24 protein-coding genes and 2 pseudogenes are annotated in these 25,270 nt (G+C 40.6%); 7 read left to right on the top strand and 19 right to left on the bottom strand.

Annotation, left to right across the window (positions count from 1 at the left end; translation table 11 throughout):
- Nucleotides 1–660 carry a class I SAM-dependent methyltransferase gene (locus tag AC4MC0_RS15225; protein ID WP_171263841.1) on the bottom strand — a complete coding sequence of 220 codons (660 nt, stop codon included), beginning with the start codon at nucleotides 658–660 and terminating at the stop codon, nucleotides 1–3.
- Between the two features lie 86 nt (nucleotides 661–746).
- On the opposite strand from AC4MC0_RS15225, the gene AC4MC0_RS15230 reads away from it, so the two are divergent.
- Nucleotides 747–920, top strand: coding sequence for a DNA gyrase inhibitor YacG (locus tag AC4MC0_RS15230; RefSeq protein WP_004692619.1), 174 nt, complete (start codon nucleotides 747–749; stop codon nucleotides 918–920).
- Nucleotides 921–1,085: 165 nt separating this feature from the next.
- On the top strand, nucleotides 1,086–1,265 hold the full coding sequence (locus AC4MC0_RS15235; RefSeq protein ID WP_005400904.1) for a hypothetical protein: 180 nt from the start codon (nucleotides 1,086–1,088) through the stop codon (nucleotides 1,263–1,265).
- A gap of 51 nt (nucleotides 1,266–1,316) precedes the next feature.
- Here AC4MC0_RS15235 and AC4MC0_RS15240 read toward each other — a convergent pair whose 3' ends face one another.
- The 5 genes from AC4MC0_RS15240 to AC4MC0_RS15260 all read right to left on the bottom strand — a co-directional run bounded on the left by AC4MC0_RS15240 (nucleotide 1,317) and on the right by AC4MC0_RS15260 (nucleotide 5,751).
- Entirely contained in the window at nucleotides 1,317–1,961 is a 645-nt protein-coding gene (locus AC4MC0_RS15240; protein WP_078388563.1) for an MBL fold metallo-hydrolase, read from the bottom strand.
- A gap of 12 nt (nucleotides 1,962–1,973) precedes the next feature.
- Nucleotides 1,974–2,996, bottom strand: a complete 1,023-nt coding sequence (gene hemH, locus AC4MC0_RS15245; RefSeq protein ID WP_335997582.1) for a ferrochelatase — start codon at nucleotides 2,994–2,996, stop codon at nucleotides 1,974–1,976.
- Nucleotides 2,997–3,065: 69 nt separating this feature from the next.
- Entirely contained in the window at nucleotides 3,066–4,091 is a 1,026-nt protein-coding gene (locus AC4MC0_RS15250) for a DUF4062 domain-containing protein (protein WP_087011252.1), read from the bottom strand.
- Between the two features lie 131 nt (nucleotides 4,092–4,222).
- Nucleotides 4,223–5,092, bottom strand: a complete 870-nt coding sequence (gene murI, locus AC4MC0_RS15255; RefSeq protein ID WP_279697794.1) for a glutamate racemase — start codon at nucleotides 5,090–5,092, stop codon at nucleotides 4,223–4,225.
- Nucleotides 5,093–5,139: 47 nt separating this feature from the next.
- The gene (locus AC4MC0_RS15260; RefSeq protein ID WP_335997578.1) at nucleotides 5,140–5,751 is read right to left on the bottom strand and encodes a DUF1285 domain-containing protein; all 612 of its coding nucleotides are present in this window, start codon (nucleotides 5,749–5,751) and stop codon (nucleotides 5,140–5,142) included.
- 191 nt (nucleotides 5,752–5,942) lie between these two features.
- On the opposite strand from AC4MC0_RS15260, the gene AC4MC0_RS15265 reads away from it, so the two are divergent.
- Complete coding sequence (locus AC4MC0_RS15265; RefSeq protein ID WP_242760003.1) at nucleotides 5,943–7,655, top strand: electron transfer flavoprotein-ubiquinone oxidoreductase; 1,713 nt, start codon at nucleotides 5,943–5,945, stop codon at nucleotides 7,653–7,655.
- Between the two features lie 162 nt (nucleotides 7,656–7,817).
- Here the strand turns inward: AC4MC0_RS15265 and AC4MC0_RS15270 are convergent, their stop codons facing one another.
- Nucleotides 7,818–8,261, bottom strand: a complete 444-nt coding sequence (locus AC4MC0_RS15270; RefSeq protein ID WP_335997575.1) for a hypothetical protein — start codon at nucleotides 8,259–8,261, stop codon at nucleotides 7,818–7,820.
- A gap of 393 nt (nucleotides 8,262–8,654) precedes the next feature.
- A pseudogene (locus tag AC4MC0_RS15275) lies at nucleotides 8,655–9,734 on the bottom strand (Imm71 family immunity protein).
- Between the two features lie 45 nt (nucleotides 9,735–9,779).
- Here AC4MC0_RS15275 and AC4MC0_RS15280 point away from each other — a divergent pair.
- Nucleotides 9,780–10,137 (top strand): annotated as a pseudogene (locus AC4MC0_RS15280) (4Fe-4S dicluster domain-containing protein); the annotation flags it as partial.
- Between the two features lie 135 nt (nucleotides 10,138–10,272).
- On the opposite strand, the gene AC4MC0_RS15285 reads toward AC4MC0_RS15280, so the two are convergent.
- From AC4MC0_RS15285 to tusA, 7 genes are all read right to left on the bottom strand, one after another.
- Complete coding sequence (locus AC4MC0_RS15285) at nucleotides 10,273–11,205, bottom strand: IS5 family transposase (RefSeq protein WP_114392660.1); 933 nt, start codon at nucleotides 11,203–11,205, stop codon at nucleotides 10,273–10,275.
- 185 nt (nucleotides 11,206–11,390) lie between these two features.
- On the bottom strand, nucleotides 11,391–11,663 hold the full coding sequence (locus tag AC4MC0_RS15290) for a hypothetical protein (protein ID WP_336000906.1): 273 nt from the start codon (nucleotides 11,661–11,663) through the stop codon (nucleotides 11,391–11,393).
- Nucleotides 11,664–12,722: 1,059 nt separating this feature from the next.
- Nucleotides 12,723–12,899 (bottom strand): hypothetical protein, encoded by a 177-nt coding sequence (locus AC4MC0_RS15295; RefSeq protein WP_491887142.1) that lies wholly within the window; start codon nucleotides 12,897–12,899, stop codon nucleotides 12,723–12,725.
- 55 nt (nucleotides 12,900–12,954) lie between these two features.
- The gene (locus AC4MC0_RS15300; RefSeq protein ID WP_491887143.1) at nucleotides 12,955–13,326 is read right to left on the bottom strand and encodes a hypothetical protein; all 372 of its coding nucleotides are present in this window, start codon (nucleotides 13,324–13,326) and stop codon (nucleotides 12,955–12,957) included.
- A gap of 91 nt (nucleotides 13,327–13,417) precedes the next feature.
- A complete protein-coding gene (locus tag AC4MC0_RS15305; protein WP_301437043.1) occupies nucleotides 13,418–14,188 on the bottom strand; it encodes a hypothetical protein in 771 nt (256 codons plus the stop codon).
- Between the two features lie 3 nt (nucleotides 14,189–14,191).
- The gene (locus AC4MC0_RS15310) at nucleotides 14,192–16,987 is read right to left on the bottom strand and encodes a type VI secretion system Vgr family protein (RefSeq protein WP_491887144.1); all 2,796 of its coding nucleotides are present in this window, start codon (nucleotides 16,985–16,987) and stop codon (nucleotides 14,192–14,194) included.
- Nucleotides 16,988–17,158: 171 nt separating this feature from the next.
- Nucleotides 17,159–17,416 (bottom strand): sulfurtransferase TusA, encoded by a 258-nt coding sequence (gene tusA, locus AC4MC0_RS15315; RefSeq protein WP_004692640.1) that lies wholly within the window; start codon nucleotides 17,414–17,416, stop codon nucleotides 17,159–17,161.
- A gap of 212 nt (nucleotides 17,417–17,628) precedes the next feature.
- On the opposite strand from tusA, the gene AC4MC0_RS15320 reads away from it, so the two are divergent.
- On the top strand, nucleotides 17,629–18,468 hold the full coding sequence (locus tag AC4MC0_RS15320; RefSeq protein WP_004978829.1) for a CorC family transporter: 840 nt from the start codon (nucleotides 17,629–17,631) through the stop codon (nucleotides 18,466–18,468).
- Entirely contained in the window at nucleotides 18,465–20,024 is a 1,560-nt protein-coding gene (gene lnt, locus AC4MC0_RS15325) for an apolipoprotein N-acyltransferase (RefSeq protein ID WP_335998370.1), read from the top strand. Before AC4MC0_RS15320 ends, lnt begins: the two co-directional genes overlap by 4 nt.
- 66 nt (nucleotides 20,025–20,090) lie before the next feature.
- On the opposite strand, the gene AC4MC0_RS15330 is transcribed toward lnt, so the two are convergent.
- The 4 genes from AC4MC0_RS15330 to gspF form a co-directional block, all read right to left on the bottom strand.
- Entirely contained in the window at nucleotides 20,091–20,429 is a 339-nt protein-coding gene (locus AC4MC0_RS15330) for a tRNA-binding protein (RefSeq protein ID WP_281963779.1), read from the bottom strand.
- Nucleotides 20,430–20,588: 159 nt separating this feature from the next.
- Nucleotides 20,589–20,924: a hypothetical protein gene (locus tag AC4MC0_RS15335; protein ID WP_004978824.1), complete on the bottom strand. Its 336-nt coding sequence runs from the start codon at nucleotides 20,922–20,924 to the stop codon at nucleotides 20,589–20,591.
- 283 nt (nucleotides 20,925–21,207) lie between these two features.
- Entirely contained in the window at nucleotides 21,208–21,645 is a 438-nt protein-coding gene (gene gspG / locus AC4MC0_RS15340) for a type II secretion system major pseudopilin GspG (RefSeq protein WP_058868821.1), read from the bottom strand.
- Nucleotides 21,646–21,678: 33 nt separating this feature from the next.
- A complete protein-coding gene (gene gspF / locus AC4MC0_RS15345; protein WP_151835666.1) occupies nucleotides 21,679–22,884 on the bottom strand; it encodes a type II secretion system inner membrane protein GspF in 1,206 nt (401 codons plus the stop codon).
- 152 nt (nucleotides 22,885–23,036) lie between these two features.
- On the opposite strand from gspF, the gene AC4MC0_RS15350 reads away from it, so the two are divergent.
- Nucleotides 23,037–25,259, top strand: coding sequence for a primosomal protein N' (locus AC4MC0_RS15350; RefSeq protein WP_010325795.1), 2,223 nt, complete (start codon nucleotides 23,037–23,039; stop codon nucleotides 25,257–25,259).
- Nucleotides 25,260–25,270: the final 11 nt, after the last annotated feature.

The raw sequence follows: 25,270 nt of genomic DNA on the forward strand, positions 1-25,270 counted from the left end.
TTATTCAGCTTGATCCGAAGATTGCACCTGTGGGGTCTGACCTTGCAAAGCCTGAAACGCGTCAAAGCGCGTGCGATAACCTTCAGGTTTGGTGATGATCAACTGTTGGCAGAGCTCGCCTCGTTCTAAGTATTTAATTTCAAAATGCGTCCTCGCAGAACTATCCGCGATGCGCTCTTTTACAAACGGTAACTTCCACACCTCAATCAACTGTTGCTGTGCTTCTTCGATATATTCAGGAATATTGCTGGCTAAAGTAATTTGTCCACCCACTTGTAAACGTGAAATCAGAAACTCAAAAAACGGCATATTCAACCAGCGCTGTGCAGGATTATGCGGTTCAGGGTTGGGATAAAGAATAAAGAACTGTTCAACTTGCTGCGGTTGCAAGGCATGTACCACCCACGGCAAGGCATCGGCATGTACCAGCTGTAAATTCTGCTGACCTTCTAAGCCATGTTGTTTCTGCATCGCCACAAACTTTTCACGGGTACGCTCAACCGCAATCAGCTTTTTCTCAGGATGATTGGCCGTAAACAATAAAGCATGTTTACCCTTGCCCGCCCCAATTTCCACACACAGTGGATCAGGACTGATCATTTGAAAATCACGAGGCGCATGCATACGCTGGGCTTGAAATTGACGAATCGGCATAATCAGATCAAACTAAGAAAAAAACCGCATCAGTCTAACAACTGCCAACGTTTTTGCCTATTTCAATCCGAAAATTTTATCTGGAGTCGACCATGCCACACACTTTCCCTTGTCCCCGTTGTGGAGAAATGAGTCAATGGGAAGACAACGCCTTTCGTCCTTTTTGTTCTGAACGCTGCAAACTGATCGACTTAGGTGCATGGGCCAATGATGAATATCGCCTCCCAACGCAAGATGCACCGCAAGCAGAAAACTCAGAAGAATAATATGTTTAATTTCATGATATTTTTCATATTTTAAGAGAAATTGTTCATTATTTAATATCTTAATATTCGCTTAAAAGGATAATTCGTCGACTATACTCCCCCAAAAATTGGTACATGCTCACAGCATGATCAAGTCACAAAAATAACATCCTAAAGGGGGATAAGATGAACATCCTGAGTAAGACTATTGTTTTAATTGGCGTTTTACTCGCGATCTGTCTATTCAGTTTTGGCATCTATATGCAAGATCTGTTGATCCTCTCGGTTGGACTATTAGTGGCCTTATTCTCTATCGTGTTTGCTCTAGAAACCCAACACATTTTGAATAATCCATTTCGCAAATAAAAAGTCAGCAGCTGCTGACTTTTTTTATTTTTCAATAAGACCACAAAGCGCTTAGCCTGCTTTTCCTGCCACAAAGGGGTTATGTTGTTTTTCAAAACCAATGGTACTGATTGGGCCATGTCCTGAAATGAACTGCGTCTCATCGGGTAAGCTAAAGCATTCACGCTGAATAGAGTCAATCAGCTGCTGATGATTGCCACGCGGAAAGTCGGTACGACCAATGGAGCCTTTAAACAACACATCGCCGGTCCACAGCAGACCATAGTTTTTGTTATAAAACATCACATGACCCGGAGTATGTCCAGGGGCAAAACGTACTTCAAACGCTTCATCTCCCAGTTTAAGGACTTCACCGCCTTCAAGCCATGTCGTGACATCTACCTTTTCAGGAATAGGAAAACCATAACGCTGCGAGACTTCTTGGATCATATCCAACCAAAAGGCATCTTCTTTATGCGGGCCAATCACAGGGACATCCCACAGTTTTTTTAATGCCCCAACTGCTCCAGCATGATCTAAATGCCCATGCGTCAACCACAACGCTTTGACTGTCAAACCCAACTCTTCAATTTCTGCTTTAAGCTTCTCAGGCTCCCCACCTGCATCAATTAAAATTGCTTCTTTACTGTCACTGTCCCAAACAATGGAACAGTTCTGTTGAAATGCCGTTACAGGCACAATTTTAACTTGCAACATAGAGTGTCAACCTCAATTCGTTTTGCTGGCTAATGTCTGTTTTAAGGCATCAAGATTAGCCTGAACCAGCGTATTGAGCAATTGCAAATGATCTCCGCGGCTGTTCAAGGCTGGAATATATTGATACCGCTCTCCACCTTGAGACAAAAACAATTCAGCATTCTGAATCGCCAGTTCCTCTAAAGTTTCTAAGCAATCCGCTGAAAACGCCGGACTCATAATTTGTACCGATTTCACCCCCTGCGCCGCCCATTCGGCCAGTAAGGCATCGGTATACGGTTTCACCCACTCTTGTTTCCCAAAACGAGACTGGAAACTGATTGCCCATTCATCTTCCGCTAGGCCCAATTCGGCTGCCACCAACTGTCCTGTGATACGGCAACGGTCGGCATAGGGATCACCTTTATCGGCATAAGGCTGTGGAATACCATGGAAAGACATTAACAGCTTTTCACTCACCCCATGTTCAGCACGGAAATCGCGCACACTTTGCGCCAATGCCTGAATGTATAAAGGGTGCTGATAATAATCACGAATAATGCTCAGCCCCGGCAAATTACGCTGCTTTGGAATCCACTTCGCGAAAGCATCATATAAGGGCGCGCTAGATGTCGCAGAGTACTGCGGAAACAAAGGAAAAAGGACGATGTGATCTTGCGGCTTTTGACTCAACTCAGCAAGCAAGGGCTGAATGCCTGGATTACCATAGGTCATCGCAGGGACGATATTCAGCTCAAACTCAGGGTATTGCAAAATCAACTGCTGTTGTAACGCGGCCACTTGAGTCAGCAAAATTTCTCGCATTGGAGAATCACTGCCCCACACCATCTCATAAGCATGGGCAACGCGTTTAGGGCGAAACGGCAAAATAAATAAACGGAGAATAATCTGCCAAAGCGGTTTGGGAATTTCAATCACTCGCTGGTCTGACAAAAACTGATCCAAAAAGCGACGCACTGCTGAAGCTGTCGGTGCATCAGGCGTTCCCAAATTTGCCAAAATAACAGTAACTTTTGCTTTTATTGCAGTAGACATTCAGCCCTCGTGGCTCGTTTTCGAATGTCTCTACTGTAACAGTTTTCAGTTCATTCTCTAAATGGATAACTACGAAGATTGAAATTGAAAAGGCCGATCCTTTTCCAATAAATTACTCTCCAAAAGTTTAGTCGCCTTCGGTGTCAACTGCCAAAGCATGCGCTGACGATCATCTCGACCCGACTGAACAATCCAATCATTTTGACGCATTTGCATTTTGATACTGTGCAAAGCACGAATATTAATTTGCGAGCGCGCAACAGCATGGGCACGAGGCATTTCTAGACGTGCATCATTCAAACCAGTTTCGTTTAAATACTCATTTATGCGTTTGGAGAAATACTCTTCAGGAGTGGGGTGAATAAAGGTTGTCCCCAAAACCGAGAGTAATTGCGCCCAAGTCATCTGCTTTTGAATTTTCAGCTCTTTAAAATTGCCATCTTGATAGGCATGCATCCGATAATCAAATGCAAAAAATTCATGCATAGCCACTTTGGGTAAAGACAAAAATGGATCGACTTCACGTTTACCCGCTTCAGTTTCCAATTGCACCAATTTGGCTTTGAGTTTATCAATTTCGTCATGCAACACTTGGGTGTTCTGCGGACGTACCCAACCCGATACAGGATAGCGCTCTAGCATTTGCGTCATATTCAAGCGAACGGCCATTTCCAAGTCACGCATGGTGCGATAAGTGAAAACCTGATCGACTTCGTTTTGGAGTAGTTTTCTAAACTCTTTGAATTTTTCACGCAGCTCAGCTTTGTCGTCATGTAAACATAACTCACGGGCATCAGGATCATCATGCATAAATACAATAATCGGCTTTTGTTTGGTGACCGCATAAATGTATTCGAGATGCATATATCCCACCCCTGACACGGACTGTTCGCCATATTTGCTGCCCAGCAACAATATGACGTAGTCACAGTCATCAATCTGACGACGTGCAAAAGCCGTTGAAAGTGGTGTCCGTTGTTCTAATCCCCAAGAAAAAAATCCCATGCCCACTAAAGTTTGAGCCAAAATGATCCGCTCTGGTTGCATCTCGCTTCCAGAAGTAGTTATAAACACTTGATAACGCTTATCGAGCATCGGTTATCCTCATTATTCTTCGCAGCATCCCATCCCCCAAATTCCATTAGATAGACACTGCGACTAACTCAAGCATATTAGGTTGCAATTTTTGACTATATATCAAAATACTCGACTTATTTGTTTAAAAATTAATCAGATATGTTTGAAATAGTCCAATTTAGTTCTGGTTCAAGCAAAAGTTGTAAGATAGGTCTCAAACTTTCTGCATTATTTCCACTGACATAACATTCAATTCGAACATCACTTTCATGATTTTGTTCAAATAATAACTCATTTTTGATTAAAATACGGGCTGTTTGTCGTGCAACTGCCAGTCCAGAGTCAATTAATGTCAGTTTCTGACCAAAAATAGATTGTATCGCTATTTTCAAAAAAGGGTAATGGGTACAGCCTAAAACTAAGTAATCTGCACCCTGATCAACAACCGGTTGTAAAATATCTTTTAACGTGGCTAAACATGCTGCACTCATCTGTGCGCCGCTCTCAACAAAAGGCACTAAATCTAAGCAGGTCACTGGAATCACCGTGACTCCCGAAGGCTGTGCAAACTTATCAACGACGTCTTTAATCAGTTGCCCGCGAAAGGTCGCAGGGGTCGCTAGAACAGCCACAGTCTTGGATTTGCTTTGCAATACCGCAGGTTTTAGGGCAGGAACAAGGCCGATAATCGGGAAGTTGTCGCCATAGTGCTCGCGTAAATAATCCAAACTAAAGGCTGAAGCGGTATTACACGCCACAACTGCAACCTTACAGCCTTGGCGGTAAAGCCACTCAATCGCTTGTGCAGTCAATTCTCGGATATTTTGATCATCGCGCGGCCCATAAGGCACATGCGCTGTATCGGCAAAATAAATAAATCGTTCATGCGGTAAATGCTTGGCAATTTCTTGAGCGATGGATAAGCCGCCTATCCCCGAATCAAATATCCCGATTGGCGCATTGGCTGTCGCTTTTGGCATAGGATTGATCAGAGGAAATAAGGGCTGAATGGCACTCATGGGGACTCGTTGCAGTATAAAGTTAAAAGATCAATCAAGCTTAAACCTCAGGTGCCTAATTGCAATAGCAAATCACCACTTTGTAAGCTCAGTTTGGCTTCACCTTCCGCATCGTCGCTTAGCTCACCCATTTCCACCAAATGAAAAAAAGTAGCACGCTGAATCAGTGCATTGATGCCAAAGCGAACATGCACATAAGGACGTAGCTCCCCTTGGAAAGCACGCATAAAAATGGGATGGTCCTCATCAACGATCACCACATCATGCGTGGTCGTGGTCAGCTGTAGGTAGATTTTTCCTGCAATTTCGACTTGATCGACCTGATTGACAAATAAAGGCTCATCTTCAACCTCGATTTCAATCTGCTCGACCGGGGTTTTGAGATAAAATTTTCCGTCCTCTTTCCAAAGTACCGTTGCAAACAGCTCAATCATGGCTTGGCGTTTGATCAATTGACCTTCGTGCCACCATTCTCCATTGGCTAAAACCTTCAAATCCATTGCGCCACAATGCTTTGGGTGCCATTGATCTAAAGGGGGGATTGACCTTTTGTGACCGGACTGTCCATCTTTTATGTATTGTGCAATATCGGTTAAGTTTTTATTATCAGCAATAGGTACTTTTTTCGTCGGATTTGCTGAGTTGTGCTGCTTATCCATAAAATTCATGCCTGTCTGACGGAAAAATAATATGATTCAGCCAATTGGCTAGAACTCGGTTTAAACCTATACTAGCTCACAATATAAAAGACACGATGATAAATTTTGTGTCTGGGAACTAAGAACACTCATGGCAGCACCGTTCTTTTAGTCAAAACGGTTGCCACCTTTAACCATATGAGGAGTCCTACATGGAACACATCGAACGTGAATCGATGGAGTTTGACGTAGTCATCGTTGGCGCAGGCCCTGCTGGCCTTTCTGCTGCGATTAAAATTCGTCAACTTGCAATTGAAAACAACCTTAATGATCTGTCCGTTTGTGTCGTAGAAAAAGGCTCTGAAGTTGGTGCGCATATCCTTTCAGGTGCTGTGCTCGAACCGCGTGCGATCAATGAGTTGTTCCCAAACTGGAAAGAAGAAGGTGCGCCTTTAAATGTGCCAGTAACTGAAGATAAAACGTATTTCTTAATGTCTGCTGAAAAGTCACAAGAAGCGCCGCACTGGATGGTTCCTAAAACCATGCATAATGATGGCAACTATGTGATTTCACTTGGTAACGTGGTGCGTTGGTTAGGCCAAAAAGCTGAAGAATTAGAAGTTTCTATTTTCCCAGGTTTTGCTGCATCTGAAATTCTTTATCATGCTGATGGTACCGTTAAAGGCATCCAAACCGGTGATATGGGGATTGGTAAAGATGGTGAACCAACACATAACTTTACCCCGGGCTATGAACTACATGCCAAATACACGATTTTTGCGGAAGGCTGTCGTGGTCATTTAGGTAAGCGCCTGATTGCCAAGTTTGATCTCGATAAAGATGCAGACCCTCAACACTATGGTATCGGCATCAAAGAACTATGGGAAATTGACCCTGCAAAACACAAACCAGGTTTGGTGATGCACGGTGCAGGTTGGCCTCTAGCTGAAACCGGTTCTTCTGGTGGTTGGTGGTTATATCACGCTGAAAACAACCAAGTTACTTTGGGTATGATCGTAGATTTATCTTACGAAAACCCACACATGTATCCATTTGCAGAAATGCAACGCTGGAAAACGCATCCACTGATTAAGCAATATCTTGAAGGCGGTAAGCGTATTTCTTATGGCGCACGTGCTGTTGTCAAAGGCGGTTTCAACTCTCTGCCGAAGTTCACCTTCCCAGGTGGTTCTTTAATTGGTGATGATGCAGGCTTCCTAAACTTCGCTAAAATTAAAGGCTCTCACACTGCCATGAAATCGGGCATGTTGTGTGGCGAAGCGGTATTCGAAGCGATTCAAGCTGGCGTTGAAAAAGGTGGTGACCTTGCCATTGCACGTGTGCTTGAAGGTGAAGACTTCTTTGCAAAAGAGTTAACCGCTTACACAGACAAATTCAACAACAGCTGGTTAAAAGAAGAGTTATATCGTTCTCGTAACTTTGGTCCAGCAATGCATAAATTTGGCACGTTCGGTGGTGGTGCATTTAACTTCATCGATCAAAATGTGTTTAAAGTCCCGTTTACACTGCATGACTTAGTGCCTGACTTCAGTACACTAAAAACTGCGGATGCGGCAACATTTAAGCCAAACTATCCAAAACCAGATGGTAAGTTGACTTTTGACCGTTTATCTTCAGTATTTGTATCAAATACTGTGCATGAAGAAAATCAGCCAGCACACTTGAAACTGACTGATGCTTCTATTCCTGTAAATGTAAACTTACCTAAATGGGACGAGCCAGCTCAGCGCTACTGCCCTGCTGGTGTTTATGAAATCATGGAAGAGAACGATGGTTCGAAGCGTTTCCAAATTAACGCGGCTAACTGTGTGCACTGTAAAACGTGTGATATTAAAGATCCATCTCAGAACATTACTTGGGTAACTCCTGAGGGTGGTGGTGGTCCGAATTACCCGAATATGTAAATTGAAAAACCCGCTTCGGCGGGTTTTTTCATCATTTATATTCAATTTATTCAAAATTAATGTCCACCAATTTGCCTAGCTTTAATTTATAAAAGTTATTTGGTCAACTAAAATACATAGTATTCCCGCATGTATTTATTTTAAAGTCTTAAATTTTTTATATTAACGAATATCTTTCTCTGCATTTAAGATTTGATTCTTGCTTATTTCAAATCGGTTAGAAATAATCATTTTTGGTTTAGTCATACCACCAAAAACAACTTCACAATTCAAATTCATTTTAATTCTAGCTTGAAAAGCTTCGATACTTTTAATACAAGATTCACTATTAGCATCGTCTTCTGGGCAAATTTTCATTAAAAAAGTTGAATTAAAATTACTCTGCTCTTTTTTTTCTCCTTTCACTTTCAAGTAGGCATAAGGTTTAAATTCATTAAACTCATCGCACTCAATACGAGCAAAATCAAATTGTTTCTCTACCAATATTTTTTTTAAGGAAACCGAACTAATTAAACTACCTAAAACTGCTAAAGTTGGTTTTTCATTAGACCCAATAATACTGTAATTAAATTTAGGTGCAGGACTAACGACTATTCTTTTCTCCAAGCTTTGCTGATTAGAATTTTGACAACCTGCAAAAAAATACCAAATATAGTTAGATAAACAAACTTCATCTCCCCTCCTACTAGGTCTTTAAAGTTGCAACATAATTACCAAACAAGCAGATAAATAAATTCATTATTAAAACCATTTTTTAATTATTTTAATGCTTCTAAAGTTAGGTCATATTTTTTCGCCCCAAACTACATCCAGCTGTTGTGAAATATGTCGATTGCGATAATCATAAGGCAGGTTCTGCATAAACAGTTCAAGTGCATTTTTTGCTGTATCCAACATATGCTTAAAAGCATCTACTAATACTTTAAAATAATCAGCAGAACTATAGCGTTTAAGTCGGTAAATTTTCTGCGGACGAATTTCAAATGGTGACAGTATTTGTTATTCACCATCAAACTGCCAATACACTTCCCCCCAGTTCTGATTTTTGATCTCAGGTAAAACTTCACCTTGTTTAAAAAACTGTCGTGTGTTTTCTTGTGCTACTGTAAACTAATAGCCTGTTTTAGGACAAACCTGACCTGCCTTTATACTTATTTTCTCGGTGGCTTCTGTGTTTCTATTAGCTTTGATACCAATATTTTCAATATCAAAAACATAAACTTTTTCTTCTTCTGGAATCGTTCCATCTAAATAACGTTTATCTTCCCAAATTAAATGCCATTTAGTAAATTTGGATTGATGTATATCGCCCTTACTATATTTAGGTGCAATAGTTCCTTGATAAAAATAATTAGGGCAGCCTCGCTCCCCATTATCTAGTTTTGCCTCATAAATACCAGTTATATTTATTTCCTGTTCTGTTTCTATTACAATTTCATCACAACTCTTATTCTCAAATGAATAATTCAGTTGATTTATAATATTTTCTTTATATAAAGGCCAACAACTTAATTTAAAAATTGATTCAAAATTCCATTTTTGAAATAATTTATCTAAACTTTTAGGTAAAAAATATTGTGCATATTTATAATCTGATGAAACTGTAATCTTCGCTATATCTAACATTTCAGATGCTATGAGAAGTTTTTTAATAGCCCCAATATGATAGGGTTCTTCAAATAGACTACCATCTCTTCCACGCATACCTAATTCAATATAGAGTGGATCATTAGCTAAATCTCTCTCATCCCCATAACGCCCAAATACTACACTTTTTATTCCATCTTCAAAAAATAATGGATATATTTCATTTTTATATGGCGTTTTAAAAAAAAGTTCTAATGCTTTTTCTTGATTATTCAATACATTCAAATACATTATGTACTGTTTCTCATAATTTTCACTATAATTTTCTTTAATCTCATCTGTAGGGTTTCTTAAAAAGTGCTCAAAAGTACTAACAAAATCAGCGTGCATTTCATATATTTCTTTCAAAAAAGAATAGCTTGAATACATTTCATTCAATTTCAATGCTTGACTTCTATGAAGATTATTTTCCACGTTTTTTTGACTCCTCATTTCGATTATTTGCGCGCCCAGTAGTTGAAGTGCTTCTCGCTGCTTGGCCTTGCGATGCATAAGTTTGGTCCATGGATGGGTGGTGCATTTAACTTCATCGACCAAAATGTGTTTAAAGTCCCGTTTACACTGCATGACTTAGCACCTGACTTCAGCACACTTGAATCTGACTGATGCTTCTATTCCTGTAAATGTAAACTTACCAAAATGGGACGAGCCAGCTCAGCGCTACTGCCCTGCTGGTGTTTATGAAATTATGGAAGAGAACGATGGTTCGAAGCGTTTCCAAATTAACTCGGCTAACTGTGTGCACTGTAAAACGTGTGATATTAAAGATCCATCTCAGAACATTACTTGGGTAACTCCTGAGGGTGGTGGTGGTCCTAACTACCCGAATATGTAAATTGAAAATCCGCTTCGGCGGGTTTTTTTATCATCAAAAACTTAATTTCCTGAATTTCTTAAGCTTCTCATTGCAATCTAATCGGCTTTGTTGCACAAAGATTTGAAATGCAAAGCACCCCTAATTGAGCTAAATTTAAGGCGTAACTTGGGTAAGTGGTCGACCTAATTCCGTAAATCTGTTAAGGACTGCTACACGTGCATGGATTTCATTCACTTGGCTATCAAAACTCCTTGCACTGAGTTTATCGCCTAATAATTTGATGCAATGCATCTTAGTTTCAACCAAACTTCGCCGATGATAGCCTGACCATTTTTTCCATAGTGTCCTGCCTAAACGTTTAATTGTTCGAAGTAATTCATTTCGCTCTAGCGAGCTACTCTTTGTATCTTTCCATTGTTTCGCATTTTTTCTAGGTGGAATCACCGCATGCCCTTGCCGATCTGCAATGACCTGACGGCATTGCTTGGTGTCATAAGCTCCATCGGTATAAACAGAGTCAATCCGCTCATCTTGTGGAATCTGATTAAGTAAATCACCAAGCACCTGTGAATCACTGACATTATTGGTTGTAAGCTGAACTGCTCGTATTTGTAGGGTTTTAGCATCTATACCAATATGAAGTTTACGCCATTGGCGACGATATTCAGGTCCATGTTTCTTGCGTTTCCATTCGCCCTCACCTAGAAACTTCATGCCTGTAGAGTCCATGAGTAGATGCAGCCCATCGCTACTTTTTTGGTAGCTGATTACAATATCAATATGCTTTTGTCTTCTACAAAGCGTGGTGTAATCTGGAGCTATCCAATTTAATCCGCAAAGTTTAATCAGACTTTGCACAAAGCCAGTGACCATACGTAAAGACAGACGGAATAAGGATTTAATCATTAAGCAGCATTGGATGGCTGCGTCGGAGTAGGTTTGATTTCGCCCTTGTTTGCCTTTTGATGGCGCATACCATTGCGTAGCAGGATCAAACCAAATGGCAATATTTCCGCGACTCATAAGTGCTCGGTTATATGCGGGCCAATTGGTTGTGCGGTAGATTTTGTGTGTAGGCTTCTTCATTTGAAAATTATATCGCTGAAAAAGCCTTTACAGATAGGTTTGTGCAACAAAGCCAATCTAATCTACAAATTAAACTCTTGGATTTAATGTTATTTTATTATTAACACCTTTATTCTATTGATAGAAATCACTCACCTTTCTAATACTATCCAAATCAGTTTATTTTTACGTAAAATCATTATGTTTTATTTTGTAATGACATCATATTTTTTCTTAAAATTAGTCATCCCACCAAAAGCCCCACCTCTAAAATTACCATCTAATAAAATATAATAATTACCTTTAACTTTAGGTACTCCATATATTCTTATAGAATTTTGATAAAGAAAGTCATTCTCCCCTACTTTTTCTATATTAATACCTGAGTTATCAGCTAAATCTGTTTTAATAACAAGTTCACCAAATATATTTAGCTTCTCAATTTCTATTCTATTATTATATTTCTCGCCATACTTCATTTCTGGCAAATTATTAGTTTCAATCTTTATTTGATGACTGCAACCTAAAATAAAAAAATACTAACAAGACACCCAGAGTAAAAAAACTTTTTTATATTTTCCTCACTATCCAAATAAAGCCCATCCAAACTCCCTTGATAGTTAGCTATTTTATTATTGGCTTCAAATGATTGTTTTCCAAACACTCTCGTTTCAGACTCGAAGTAAAAGACTTTCCAGCCATTCTTATTTAATTGCTTTACAATTCCCTCTTAAGAAAAAAATTATTTTTTCATTATTTTTTTTAGATTTTATATTACTAATATCAAAACCTATGTCTGTAACGCCTTGTTTTGGATAATTAGCATCTGAGACAAAAACCAAATTTTCTAAATTATTAAAAACTAAAACTGTGTGGTCATATCCATATTTTAAATTTAGTTTACTTTCTTCATTTACATTTAAGTTTTGTCGTATAAATCCAACACTTACACCTAAACTATATTGTGAAAAAACTTAGCATTACTATTAATTAAATTTTCACTAGGGTTGCCAGCCACAACGCTAATAACATAATCAGCTTCATTCATTTCTTGTTCATGTTTGCTCATCGTCTCAGATGACGAATTACAAGCGGCTAAAATCGATAACAATGTGATTACCAAAAATCTAATAATTTTCTTTAAAATCATCCTGTATCTCGACTTTAATTATTAGATTTTTCAGTCATTTTAACCTTACTAATACAACTAAATTATTTTCAATACAACCATAGAATTTTCATACAGCATACTAAAAAATATTAATAAATACACATGACGGCTTTATCTTAACTAATTGAATAACTTAGCTTTATAAAAATCAATTGCATAATTAAACATGTTTCCCTTTATCCAATAATTAATAGTGACTTGATTTAAACAACCATATTAAGATTATTTAAAAAAAATACATTACTTAAAAAACCCACTTAATTTTATTTACTGCAAAACAATCAAATCATATTTTTTTCTAAAATTAATATTACCACCATATGCATTTCTAGTCTGCCCCTCTAATATAATTTAATATTTTCCATTTTTAATGGGGGGTCCCTTTAACTTCAATTGTATTATCACTATAAGGAGGCTCTCCAACACCAGTATTTAAAACCAAACCAGAATCATTAGTGATATTGCTATCAACAAATAAGTCATCAACCAATATAACTTTCTCTATTTCAATTTTTTCATTGTATATTTGGTCAACATGCCCCACAGGCAACTCATTTGGTGAAATAGAAGGGGCATTGCTACATCCAACAAAAGCGAAGCTACTCAACAATATTATATTTTTTATACAGAATATTCTTAACATTAGCAGGAACAGTTTTATCCTCATCAATAATACTTTTAATATCATTCTTATTTAAATTTATCTTTTTTAAAATTTCTGGCAGCATCATACTATCGATTGCCTCTACCTCTGATGGCTGTTTACTTATTTCCGGATTTTGTTCTTTAAAATCCAAACCCAAATCTCCGACCACATTAAAATATACTAAAACTCTTGTATTTAGAGAATCACTATCATTATATAATACTGTACCTTTAGGCAGTACATAATATCCTCCCTGACCTGATTCTTCACTAAGTGAATTAACCAAAATAGGTTTTTCTAATACATGTATCTCTTTCTTATCCATAAATAAATTTCCATTAAACAATAAAAAGGATAAAATCGTTCCTAATAAAAAGGTCAAACTATAACTAAATATTTTTTTGAAAAATAGCATTTCATCTTCTCATTCTCTCTGATGGTAATTTTGGCTGATTTTTTGCATGATAAAATTTTTTAACATTTACCTTAATAGCTACATCTTGGCTTTCAAGATAATCTTTAAGATTATCCGGTAAATACAAATAATTTGGTTCTTGATATTTTGCTTTCATTGCGGTTGACAACATTCGTCCAAGCACTTTTGTTGAATCAATATATTTACTAGAATTTTTGGTAAAATTTCTCAACCCTACATTCATTGCATTTAAACTTAATGTAGTGCAATTAGGTCCTAAAGCAAAATATGGATCAACCAATTTATATGTTGTCCTAATATCTGAAGTGTTTAACCTAATGCCCTGATCAGTTAATTTTTTAAAAAAATTCATAATATTAAGAACACTTTGCGGCTGAACATAATAAATATACTCATAAGTTGTTCTTGTTTTGCTTGTTCCATAGCCACAAGCATTTTCACCTTGAATATATCTAGAAAAGCTCCACCATAATCTTAAAATCCCCTCGCCTCTGGGGCTACTAGCGCCATTCAAAGTGATTCCTAACCCCAACTCTTCTGAGTAAGTCTTACCATATCTGCCAAAGTCATAGACAATGACTGGTACATCTTTATTTTCCGTAAATATTGCTACAGCCGTATGTCCATAAGGGGATTCATGCTCACCATCACCATATGAACTACCGATTAATAACGATATCTGATAAAGCCCGATAGGAACTTGATATTGTGGATCACTTTCAAAAGGAACTGTACGAATGGTCTTACTCACCCCCTACTCTCCCTTTATTTTTTCCAAAATTTCATCAACTTCATCATTTCCGATTAGCACTTCTAAATCGGTATCTTCCGTAGTTGTTATAATTTCTGTTAAACCATCAATATTAGTGATGCCTTGAAGGATTTCATTTGTTGTTTTATTTTTAACCCTATATTTGTAATAGCTTAATGGCTGACTAGAAATTTCATCGTGAAATAAAAAATGCCTATGAAATTTTTTACTTCTAAGATCTGGTAAAATCATAAAACTATCTTCTATTCTACCCCCACCCAAAAACTGATGCTGCCCAGCCTTACTCTCAAACATTCCAGCCGTTGTCGGTAATACCCCAGCACCACTAATCTCAATTTGACTACCGCCCGCAGTTAGCACGATTTTCTTATTGGCCTTAATTTCAATTTGCTCTTCCGTGGAAATAATTTGAATGCCTTTCCGTGCAATAACATCGAGTGCATCTCCTTGCGCTTGGATTTCAACCTTGCCCTTGCCTGCATAGGCTCTTAGCCCACCCTGTGCTGCAAAGAGGCTGATCTTGTCACTGGCATGTGCAATCAACGATTTCTGCGTAGAAAGGTTAATACTCTCCCCTGCACTTTGGCTGATTTGACCATCGGCTGAGAGATAAAGGTCTTCATTACTGCTCACAGCTATGGAGCTTGGTGCAGAGAGAATCATGATGGCTTGTTTAAATGCATCTGCCTTGTTTTGATCTTGTTGTTCAATCAGTTCTAAGAAGCCTTTTAAGTTTTCTAAAACTTCAAGTGGATCCGTCTGTTGGTTCTTTGCCACTTCACTTAACGCTTGGCTATTATTTAAAGTCCCTTCAAGTTGTTGTTTGGCAGGTTGAGCATCCAGATGTGTACCGGCAGCGCGATCTTGTTTATGGCTACTAAGCAGTAAACCGTCACCTGCTCGAATCGCGCCCCATTGATCAGTTCGAAGCTCGAAGCCTTCTCCTCGTCCCTCACTTGTCTCTCTTTCTTTGGGATGGCTGAGGTTGCCAAGGTTCAACTGAGTTGCACCATGACTACTTTGTAGTTGAGTCGAGATTTGACCCGTGGTGTCATCGAAACGGAGTTGGTTATAACCTTCACCCCCTACTTCTTTAGAGCGAATCCCAGCTAGTTTCTTGGTTTCTGGCAATTGACCTTTCTGATCAAATTTCGTTGGGCTGCGCTGCGCTTCATGAATCCGCCCAACCACAAAGGGACGGTCAAGATTGCCGTCAAAGAAATCAATCACCACGATTTCACCAATGCGTGGTAAAAAGCGTGTGCCATAGCCCTCACCCGCCCATGGGGTCAAGACATCAACCCATGCCGAGTCTGTATCATTGTCATTGGTGCCTGCACCACCATCATGACTGTGGTCATCGTTGCGGGTAAAGAGGAAGCGAACTTTGATCCGCCCCCATTCATCCACATGAATTTCTTCGCCACTTGGTCCCACGACTTTGGCACGCTGTGGGTGTGTGGCTGGTCGGTGCTCTATCGGGTTATAAACTGGAACGGTCGTGATGTGACGACGCTGTAAACTCAAGTGGTTGGCTTGGCGTTCACTTGGCACTGTGCTGGTTTTGAGTGACCATTGGCTTTGTTTCAGCAAATGCTGAATTTGCTCACTCAAATCTTTGGGCAAGTTGTTTTGATTATAGAAAGTCTTGGTCGTGATCAGAAATTCTTTGTCTGCGTCACTGTGTTGATCAAGTTCAGGATGTTCATGTAACTCAAACCAATACCCTACTTGGGCATCACGTACGGTGCTCTGTGCAGTGAATTGTTTCGCCTGTTGGTTGTAGACATTACTCAGGGTTTGATTGAGTTTTTCAATTTGGCTGTTTGATGCTGTGGTCGCCTGATCTTCTCCATTTAAATCTTGCATCCATGCAGGGCTAACATGCCACGCTTGTTCTAAACTGAGGCTAGCATTGTCTTGTTGTGTACTGTGTTGATGTTGGCTTTGGACTGAACCTGCACCTTCTTCTTGACTCAGGTGGTCGGCTTGCCAACGTTGGATATGGACTGCAGTCGGTTGTAGGCTGCGCTGCGCACTCAGACTGATGATGCTATCCTGTTGTTCGGTAGCACTAGAACGATGAAAACGAATCTGTCGACGCTTTAAGGCTTGAAACTGACTGTTGTCATCCAAGAGTCTAAGTTTTTGGGCTTGAATTGGATGACTAGTATGAGGCACATAGAGTTCAGCTTCATCAATCAGCCAGTTGATGCCTTCACTGCGCCAGAGCCGTGTTAGAAAGTCATAATCGGTTTCATTTGACTGCATGATGAAGGGACGAACATCAATCTCTGTATTTAAACCAGAAAGGTCAAGACTGAGGCTTGCAGCAAATAGCGGACTTTTGCTCTGCCATTCCTTGAAGAGTATTTCACTGACATCTCGCACACTTTTATTCATAAACACTCGGCTGTTGCGACGTTTATGCCAAAGTGCCGTTGCATCTTCTAAGCGAAGTTTATACAAGGTCAGTGCACCATCACTTTGTCCTTGTTCGGCTTGGGTGATGATCCCTGTGCTGCGAAATAATGTGCCTTGATCTGTGACCTGATCGACCGCGACTTGCACTCCGATAAATTGTTTCAGTGGAATCAGGGCATTGGTTGAGAGGCAGATCAATTCAACATTTAAACCCTGGTTTAATGCATGGGTGCCTTCAACATGCTGTAAAAAGATGTCATGATTTAATGCAGCAGGTGAAAATTGTGCATGAATGGCACGTTTTTGTGCACTTAACCCCAATTGCTCAAGCACTTGAGTGATTGTATTTATCATCGTCTATATTTTTAAAAAGTAAGTTTCAGTCATAATCGATCGCAAACAGCGATCATAAATTAGGCGCCATTATAGCCAGATCAATCCGACAAATGAGCAGAGTTTTATTCTTATTATGTAAACAACAAAATGCCCCGAGCAGCTACGGAGCATTTTTATGGAAAATAGGATTTAACCCTTTTTAACCAAATAATGAAATTCTTTATTGCCGTTTTCGTCTAAGCGCTCTTCTTGCAGCAAAAGTTCATGCCCAAGATGCATACAAAATTTCGGAATATCCCATGAAGTGGAGTTGTCCGTTGCAAACACCTCCACTACATCTCCCGATTTAGACTTGCGAATGGCTTGATGCAACATCATCACAGGTTCTGGACAGCGTAAACCACGGGTGTTTAATTGGATGCTAGGGCTCACTTCCAAATCAGACATATATAAACTCAAAAATTTAAAAACTTGCCAATTTTAACACAACAGCCCATTTCGCATATCTGTTTGCATAGCTTGATGGCAGATGAACCTCGTATTTAAAAGTATTGATCTAATCATTCATGCAATCCTTGCTTAATTACAATAGACAACTGTGTTTTCTACGGTATGATAAAATTAAGTTTTTTAGATATTAAGAGTCTTTAGGAAAGATCATGCACGAGGAATCAGGCCCGTCGTGGGGAATGCGTGGCTTACGCAAATGGTTAGGTACCGCGCCAGAAACTCGCGATGAACTGTTAAAGTTAGTTCAAGATTCACGTCGTTTTTTAGAACCCGATACTGTTGCGATGTTAGAAGGCGTATTAGACCTTCCAGCAACCAAAGTCCGCGAGGTCATGACACCGCGTACATCGATGATCAGCCTACAAGAAGATGATGAGTTACTCGACATTTTGCATACTCTGGTTGAGTCAGCACATTCACGTTTCCCTGTCTTTTCATCAGATCAACCAGACAATGTCGTTGGCATTTTATTGGCCAAAGACTTATTGCCTTTTTTGACTGAACCAAACAATAAAGTGGATATACGTGCGCTGATGCGTCAACCTTTATATGTACCTGAAAGCGCACGCTCAGACCAAGTGCTTCGCATGTTGAAAAATACCCAAACGCACATTGCGGTGGTGATTGATGAATATGGCACGACCTCAGGTTTAGTGACGTTAGAAGATATTTTGGAAGAAATTGTCGGTGAAATTGAAGATGAACACGACAAGATCGATGAGGAAGCTGAATATATTATTCCCGACAATGACCCAACGACCGCAAATACATGGCTGGTTCAAGCACTTACACCAATCGAACACTTTAACAATCTTTTAGATGCAGACTTTTCTGATGATGAGGTTGAAACTGTGGGCGGTTTATTGCTTCAAGAAATTGGTTTAGTGAGTGATTTACAAGGTCAGGTGATTGATCTTGAAAATTGGGAATTTACCATTGTAGAAGCAGATGCACGTTCTATTCATCTGATTCGAGCCGTTCGTAAATGAGAGCTTACTTTGACAAACTGTTAACCCCCAATCCACAACAAAAACAGTTACCTTTAATTTATCCGCTTCTAATTGCCTTATTTTCAGGGGCTGTCTTTAGTTTTGCACTCGCCCCTTATCATTATTGGTGGTTGGCAATCTTATCCCCTGCACTGCTCTACGCCACTTTACGCAGGCGCAGTGCAAAGCAGGCCTTTGGTATTGGTTGGGCCTATGGTTTTGGCCTATGGTTCGTGGGGGCTTTTTGGCTCTACACTTCCATCCATGTCTATGGCGATACCAATAGTGCCTTAAGTGTCGGCATGATCGGCATTATGGCCTTGGTCATGGGTTTATTCACGGCAGTGCAAAGCTTTATTTACCGCCGTTTTTTCCCTGAAACGCCACTAACCTTCGCTCCGCTTTGGGTGCTTTTTGAATGGGCGAAAACCTGGGTCTTCACCGGCTTCCCTTGGCTGTTTGCAGGCTATGCCTTTACCGAACGTTTACTGGATGGTTATGCGCCATTATTTGGTATCTTCGGGGTGTCGTTTGTAGTATTGGTCTTAGCCTGCGCACTGGTCGAAGTTTTAAACCGCCGTGTCTTTTGGGTCATTCCTTCTGCCTTATTGGTACTTGGTGCATGGGGCGCATCAAAGATTGAATTCGTCTCCGCAAAAAATACGCCGCCATTATCGGTTTCTTTAATTCAAGGCAATATCCCACAAGACTTAAAATGGCTCACTGAGTATCAACTGAAAACACTTGGAATCTATGCGGATTTAACCAAAACAGAATGGGGACGAGACCTCATTGTTTGGCCTGAATCCTCTATTCCGATGTTCCAAAGTGATATCGAGCCCTTTTTAGCTGCAATGAGGGCACAAGCCAAGAAAAGCAACACGGCTTGGGTCACCGGTATTCCATACTGGGATATTTCAGGCTCTGAAGCGGCAGGTCGGCCACTATACTACAACAGCATTATGGCCAATGGTGCTGAAGCCGAAGGACTCTATAAAAAGCAACGTTTAGTGCCTTTTGGTGAATATATTCCACTATCTGGTTTACTGAAATGGGTCTTGCCTGCCATGCAGAATGATCCATCGATGAGTGGTTTTTCGCGTGGTGAACAACAGCAAAAACCGCTTTCTATTCATCAGCAGCATTTAGGCGCAGCCATTTGCTATGAAGTGGCTTATCCGAACTTGACGCGTCGTAATGCCAGCCAAAGTGATTTCTTGGTGACGGTTTCCAATGACGCATGGTTTACGGGAACTGCAGGCCCTTTACAGCATTTACAAATGGTTCAAATGCGTGCCAAAGAAAATGGACGCTGGTTTATCCGTGCCACCAATACAGGTGTGACCGCATTTATTGACCATCAAGGGCATATCGTAAAACGTGCTCCGCAAGATGTGGCAACCGTGCTTCGCGGCGAACTGCCTGCTATGCAAGGTCAAACGCTATATACCCGTTTAAGTGACTGGCCAATTTTAGGTTTTTCAGTCTTTTTACTGATCTTGGGTTGGATCTATCGTCCACGTAAAGTCGATGTATCGTTTAAGTCTCGTCGATAGTTGCTATTGTTAGATCAGATTGCTCCAAAGAAAAACCCAAGCTGAGCTTGGGTTTTTCTTTTTCAATTATAGTAGCTTGGTACCTACTGGAACATCTGTATCAGGCACACACAGCACCACGCCTGCATCTGAATCATGAAAGCCTGTCACTAAGCACTCAGACTGGATGGGACCAATTTGTTTGTTTGGAAAGTTAACCACCGCCACTACCAATTTACCCAACAACAGTTCAGGTTGATAACGCTCAGTAATCTGCGCACTCGATTTCTTAATGCCAATGTCATGGCCAAAGTCGACATGTAAAATATAAGCGGGCTTACGTGCTTGCTCAAAGACTTCGGCCTGAATAATACGCCCGACTCGGAGCTCGACTTTTAAAAAATCCGTCCAATCAATCTGTTCCATATTTCACTCTATATTTATATTTTCTACAGTATAGGGAGCGAACACTAGGATTATATACAACGAAACAGACAAGCGATCTTATCTTTCCGCCATTCTTCATGACGCAATAAAAAACCGAGCGTATGTGCTCGGTTTTTATCACAACTATAAATGTCAGAATTAAATTTGACTGACCAAATAGGACACCATACCAGCTAAAAAGAGCATCGGGGTATAACGGTAGAACATGACCACTTTTTGTTCTAATGCTGTAATCTGTACTTGATCGAGTGTGAGTACGGTTGCTTTTAACGCAGACCAAAAGCTCAAAACCGCCCATGTGCTGAACAGACTGATTGCAAAGAAACCCACCATGATTTGGCTGCTGCCTTCAGTCGACTGCCAGACACTTAAAACACCTTGAGCAACAGGAAGCATACTCAAAATCAAAAGAACAGATTTGAGCATCGACCAATGGAATTGGCTCATTTCATCCAACAAGGTTAATGCTTTCATTCTATTCTCCTCAGGCAAATCAGTTGCCATTGAGAACATTATGCAAGGATTTAAATAAATAAAAAGCCTATTTTTATCCATAATTTACATTATTTGTAATCAACAAATATGGGAATAATTCTTATTATAAATCTCAGCTGATGCTTATTATATTTAATAATTTAAAATCATAATCTTAGATATTAATTTTAAATTAAGATGTATTATCATTACAGTCCATATTGACATAACCTATGCACTGTAATGATATATTCAATTAAACCCAATATATAATAATTCTCAATTAAGGTTGATACTGAATATCAGCATCGGTTTCTTCACCACCTTGCTGTCCATCTGCGCCAAAAGAATATAAATCAAATGGTCGTCCATCAGTCCCAGGTGCAACATATTGAATGTCATTATCCCAACTGTCTTTCGGATATCCACCTTTCACATAACCGCCGGGCAACCAATTTTTTGCAGACTCAGGCTTATTCACCAAAGCGTCGAGTCCACCCTCTTGCATCGAAGGATATTTATCATTGTCCAATTTATATTGATCCAATGCCGCAGCAACCCCTTTAAGGGTAATGACAGTGGTATCAACTTTGGCTTTTTCACCGCGTCCCATCACATTGGGTACAATTAAGGCTGCCAACACACCTAAAATAACAATCACCACCATGACTTCAATTAAGGTAAAGCCTGAAGCTTGGCGTCTATAGATTTTTGATTGCATGTGAATTTTCTCTTCCATCTTATATTTTTAAAATTAAATCATGTTGTTCATGTTGACGATCGGCAGCATCACGGCGATCACAATCACCAAGACAATGCTTGCCATCAGAACCAACATCAGTGGCTCAAGTAAAGCCAGCAAGGTCGATATGAGCGTTGTCACCTCTCGGTCTTGCATGGTCGATGCGCGCTCCAACATCCGATCCAATTCACCCGACGTTTCACCACTTTTAATCATTTGTACCATCATCGGTGGGAAATAACCACTGCGCTCCAACTGGGTCGCAAGGTTTCCACCTTCAGTCACTTTTTCTGCCGCATGATTGACCGCATCGCGAATCACCCAGTTATTACTCACCGCCGCGCCAATTTTTAACGCATCCACCAAGGGCACACCTGACTGGGTCAAAATCGATAAGGTACTGGCAAAGCGTGCGGCATTTATACCACGTGAAAGTTTACCGAATAATGGCAGTTTGAGCGTTAAACGATCAAAGGCATAATGCCCTGCTGTGGTTCTTAAAAATCGCAGTAATAAGCCGATGCCTAGTACACTGCCCACCAATAAAAATGGCCATGCCACTCGAATAAAATCGCTGGCTTTCATCAAGGCAACGGTAATCCATGGCAAGGCATCTTTGCTTTGGTCAAAGGTTTTGACAATGTCAGGCACCACATAGGTCATAAGTCCCATCACGATGGCAAAAGACATCAGCATTAAAATAATCGGGTAAATCATCGCGCCTTGGATTTTCTTTTGCATTGCAAAACGATTTTCGGTGTAGTCTGCCAGCTGATCTAAAATTAAGTCCAAATGTCCTGAACGCTCGCCAGCGGCAATCGTGGCAATGTACAACTCTGGAAAACGTCCAGATTGCTGTAAGCCTTGCGCCAATGAATGACCTTCCAATACTTTAGAACGCACTGACATCAATAAATTTTGTACATGTGTTTTTTCTGACTGCTTTCCAACCGCACGAATGGCTTCTTCCAACGGAATGGCCGCCGCCACAAGTACAGCAAGTTGACGTGTCAATAAAGCCAAATCATAGGCGGTAATTTGTTTTTGAAACCATGTTTTACTGCTGTGCTTATCTTTTTGTTCAACAGGATCAATCGAGACTGGAATCAGCGCTTTATCACGAAGTTGTTGCCGAATTTGACGTGCTGAATCCCCTTCGAGCACGCCTTTTTGCTGCTTTCCTGCGGCATCGAGTGCGGTAAATTGATATGCTGGCATGTTTACGCTTTCTAATTGTCCATTTAGTCATTTGGCGCTGTTGCATGTCGGCACCAAAATCATTCATATTCTAAGTTATAAATTATGTCATCACTCTAACACAACTCATTCATCGCACAACGACAATTTCATCAGGACATTTTGAGCTTCTTATGCCAGAAAATACACTTTCCACCACACCAAGCTACCGTATCCGCGTGGCTGTTCCCGTTTATCTATATGACTGTTTTGACTATAGTTTAACGGCTGAACAATACCACCAAGCTGAAGTGGGTGCACGTGTGGCTGTCTCATTTGGGCGCCAAAATGTGGTCGGTGTCATTGTTGAGAAACTCACTGATGAGAAACCACTCGATTTAGGCTTTAAACTTAAAGCCATAACTGAGTTGCTCGATGACAACGCTATTCTAGATACTAAAGTTTTAAGTTTATTGACATGGTCAGCGCAATATTACCAATTTCCCATTGGTGAAGTGATGCATGCTGCTTTGCCCAGCTTTTTACGCCAAGGCAAACCTTATAACCTACTGGCGCGAATGTGGAAGCTGATTGATGATCATGCCGAAGACAAATTAAAACGTTCAGAAAAACAACAAGATGCCTATAAAATTTTAAAGCTGCATCCCACCGGAACGTCTGAAAACATTTTAAATTTGGCTGGTATTGAAACTGCGACCTTAAAAGCCTTAGAAAAAAAGCAAATCACCCAGTGCATACTTGAAGCTCAAGACTTTAAACCCCAAGCCATGACACTGGCGCAAATGCCTCTCACGCCCAATGATGAACAAAAGCGTGCCATTCAAAACATTCTCAAAGTTCGTCATAGCTACCACGCTTTCTTACTGGATGGTTTAACCGGTAGTGGCAAAACTGAAGTCTATTTGCAAGTCATGCAAGAGGTTTTAAAACAAGGCAAACAAGTCTTGGTATTAGTGCCTGAAATTGGCCTCACCCCACAAACAGTGAGCCGTTTTCAGTCACGTTTTCACTGTCATATTGCGCTACTACATTCAGGTTTAAATGATTCTAAGCGCCTGCAAGCCTGGCAAAGCGCACAAACGGGCAAAGCTTCGATTGTGATTGGCACACGTTCTGCCATCTATACGCCCCTTCCGCATTTGGGTTTGATTGTCTTAGATGAAGAGCATGACTTATCTTTCAAGCAACAAGAGGGCTTCCGTTACCATGCTCGTGATGTGGCTTTATACCGTGCACACTTAGAAAACTGTCCGATTATCCTCGGTTCGGCAACGCCAAGTATCGACAGTTATGCATTGGTTGAACAAGGTAAAATGACCCGTTTGGAGTTGGACCAACGTGCAGGTGTGGCCGTGATGCCGAAAATGCATGTGATCGATCTGAAAGTGGCACAAAAACAAAATGGCATCAGCCAACAGCTGATTCATGAAGTACAAAAGCGCTTAGACAAAAAAGAACAGGTGCTGATTTTCTTAAATCGTCGCGGCTATGCGCCTGTGTTGATTTGTGAAAGTTGTGGCTGGCAGGCCAAGTGCCCCCACTGCGATGCCAATTTTACCGTGCATCGACAGCCCTACCAGCATTTGCACTGTCACCACTGCGGCACCATCCACCGCATGCCTGAACATTGTCCGCAATGTCAGCATAGCGAACTGAAACCAATTGGTTTAGGCACCGCAAAAGTTGAAGAAAACCTACAAGCACTGTTCCCCAACTTTGACGTAATTCGGGTTGATCGTGACTCGACCAGTCGGGTCGGCAGCTGGCAAAAAATCTATAACAAGATTCAGAAAAGTGAACCCATCATTTTGCTCGGCACCCAAATGCTGGCCAAAGGACATCACTTTCCTTATGTGACTTTGGTGGCGATTTTAGACATTGACTCAGGCTTACTCAGTGTTGACTTTCGTGCCACAGAACGTACTGCACAGCTCATCATCCAAGTCGCTGGACGTGCTGGGCGCGGCGAGAAAAAAGGCGAAGTCTATTTACAAACTCTACGTCCAGATCATCCTTTGCTGAATACCCTGCTGGAATCAGGCTATCGCAGCTTTGCCAAGCAAACGTTGAAAGAGCGTAAAGCTGCATGGATGCCACCTTATCGCTATGCGGCTTTATTGCGCTGTGAATCCAAAGACCAAGAACTGAACCAAAACTTTTTACAAGAGCATGCGCAAGCACTGCGCCAAGCCTCCGAAAACAGTATTGATATTTGGGGGCCCATTCCTGCGCCGATGGAACGTAAAGCAGGCCGCTATCAAGCGCATATGGTACTACTGTCCAAAGACCGTGCGCGGATGCATTTTTACATTCGTCAGTGGTGGCAAAATGTCTGGCACAACAAACCGCATGGTATGAAATTGAGCCTTGATATTGATCCACAAGAGTTAAGTTAAGACTTGACGTG

Source organism: Acinetobacter sp. CAU_H_S139_7 (genome assembly GCF_058599305.1).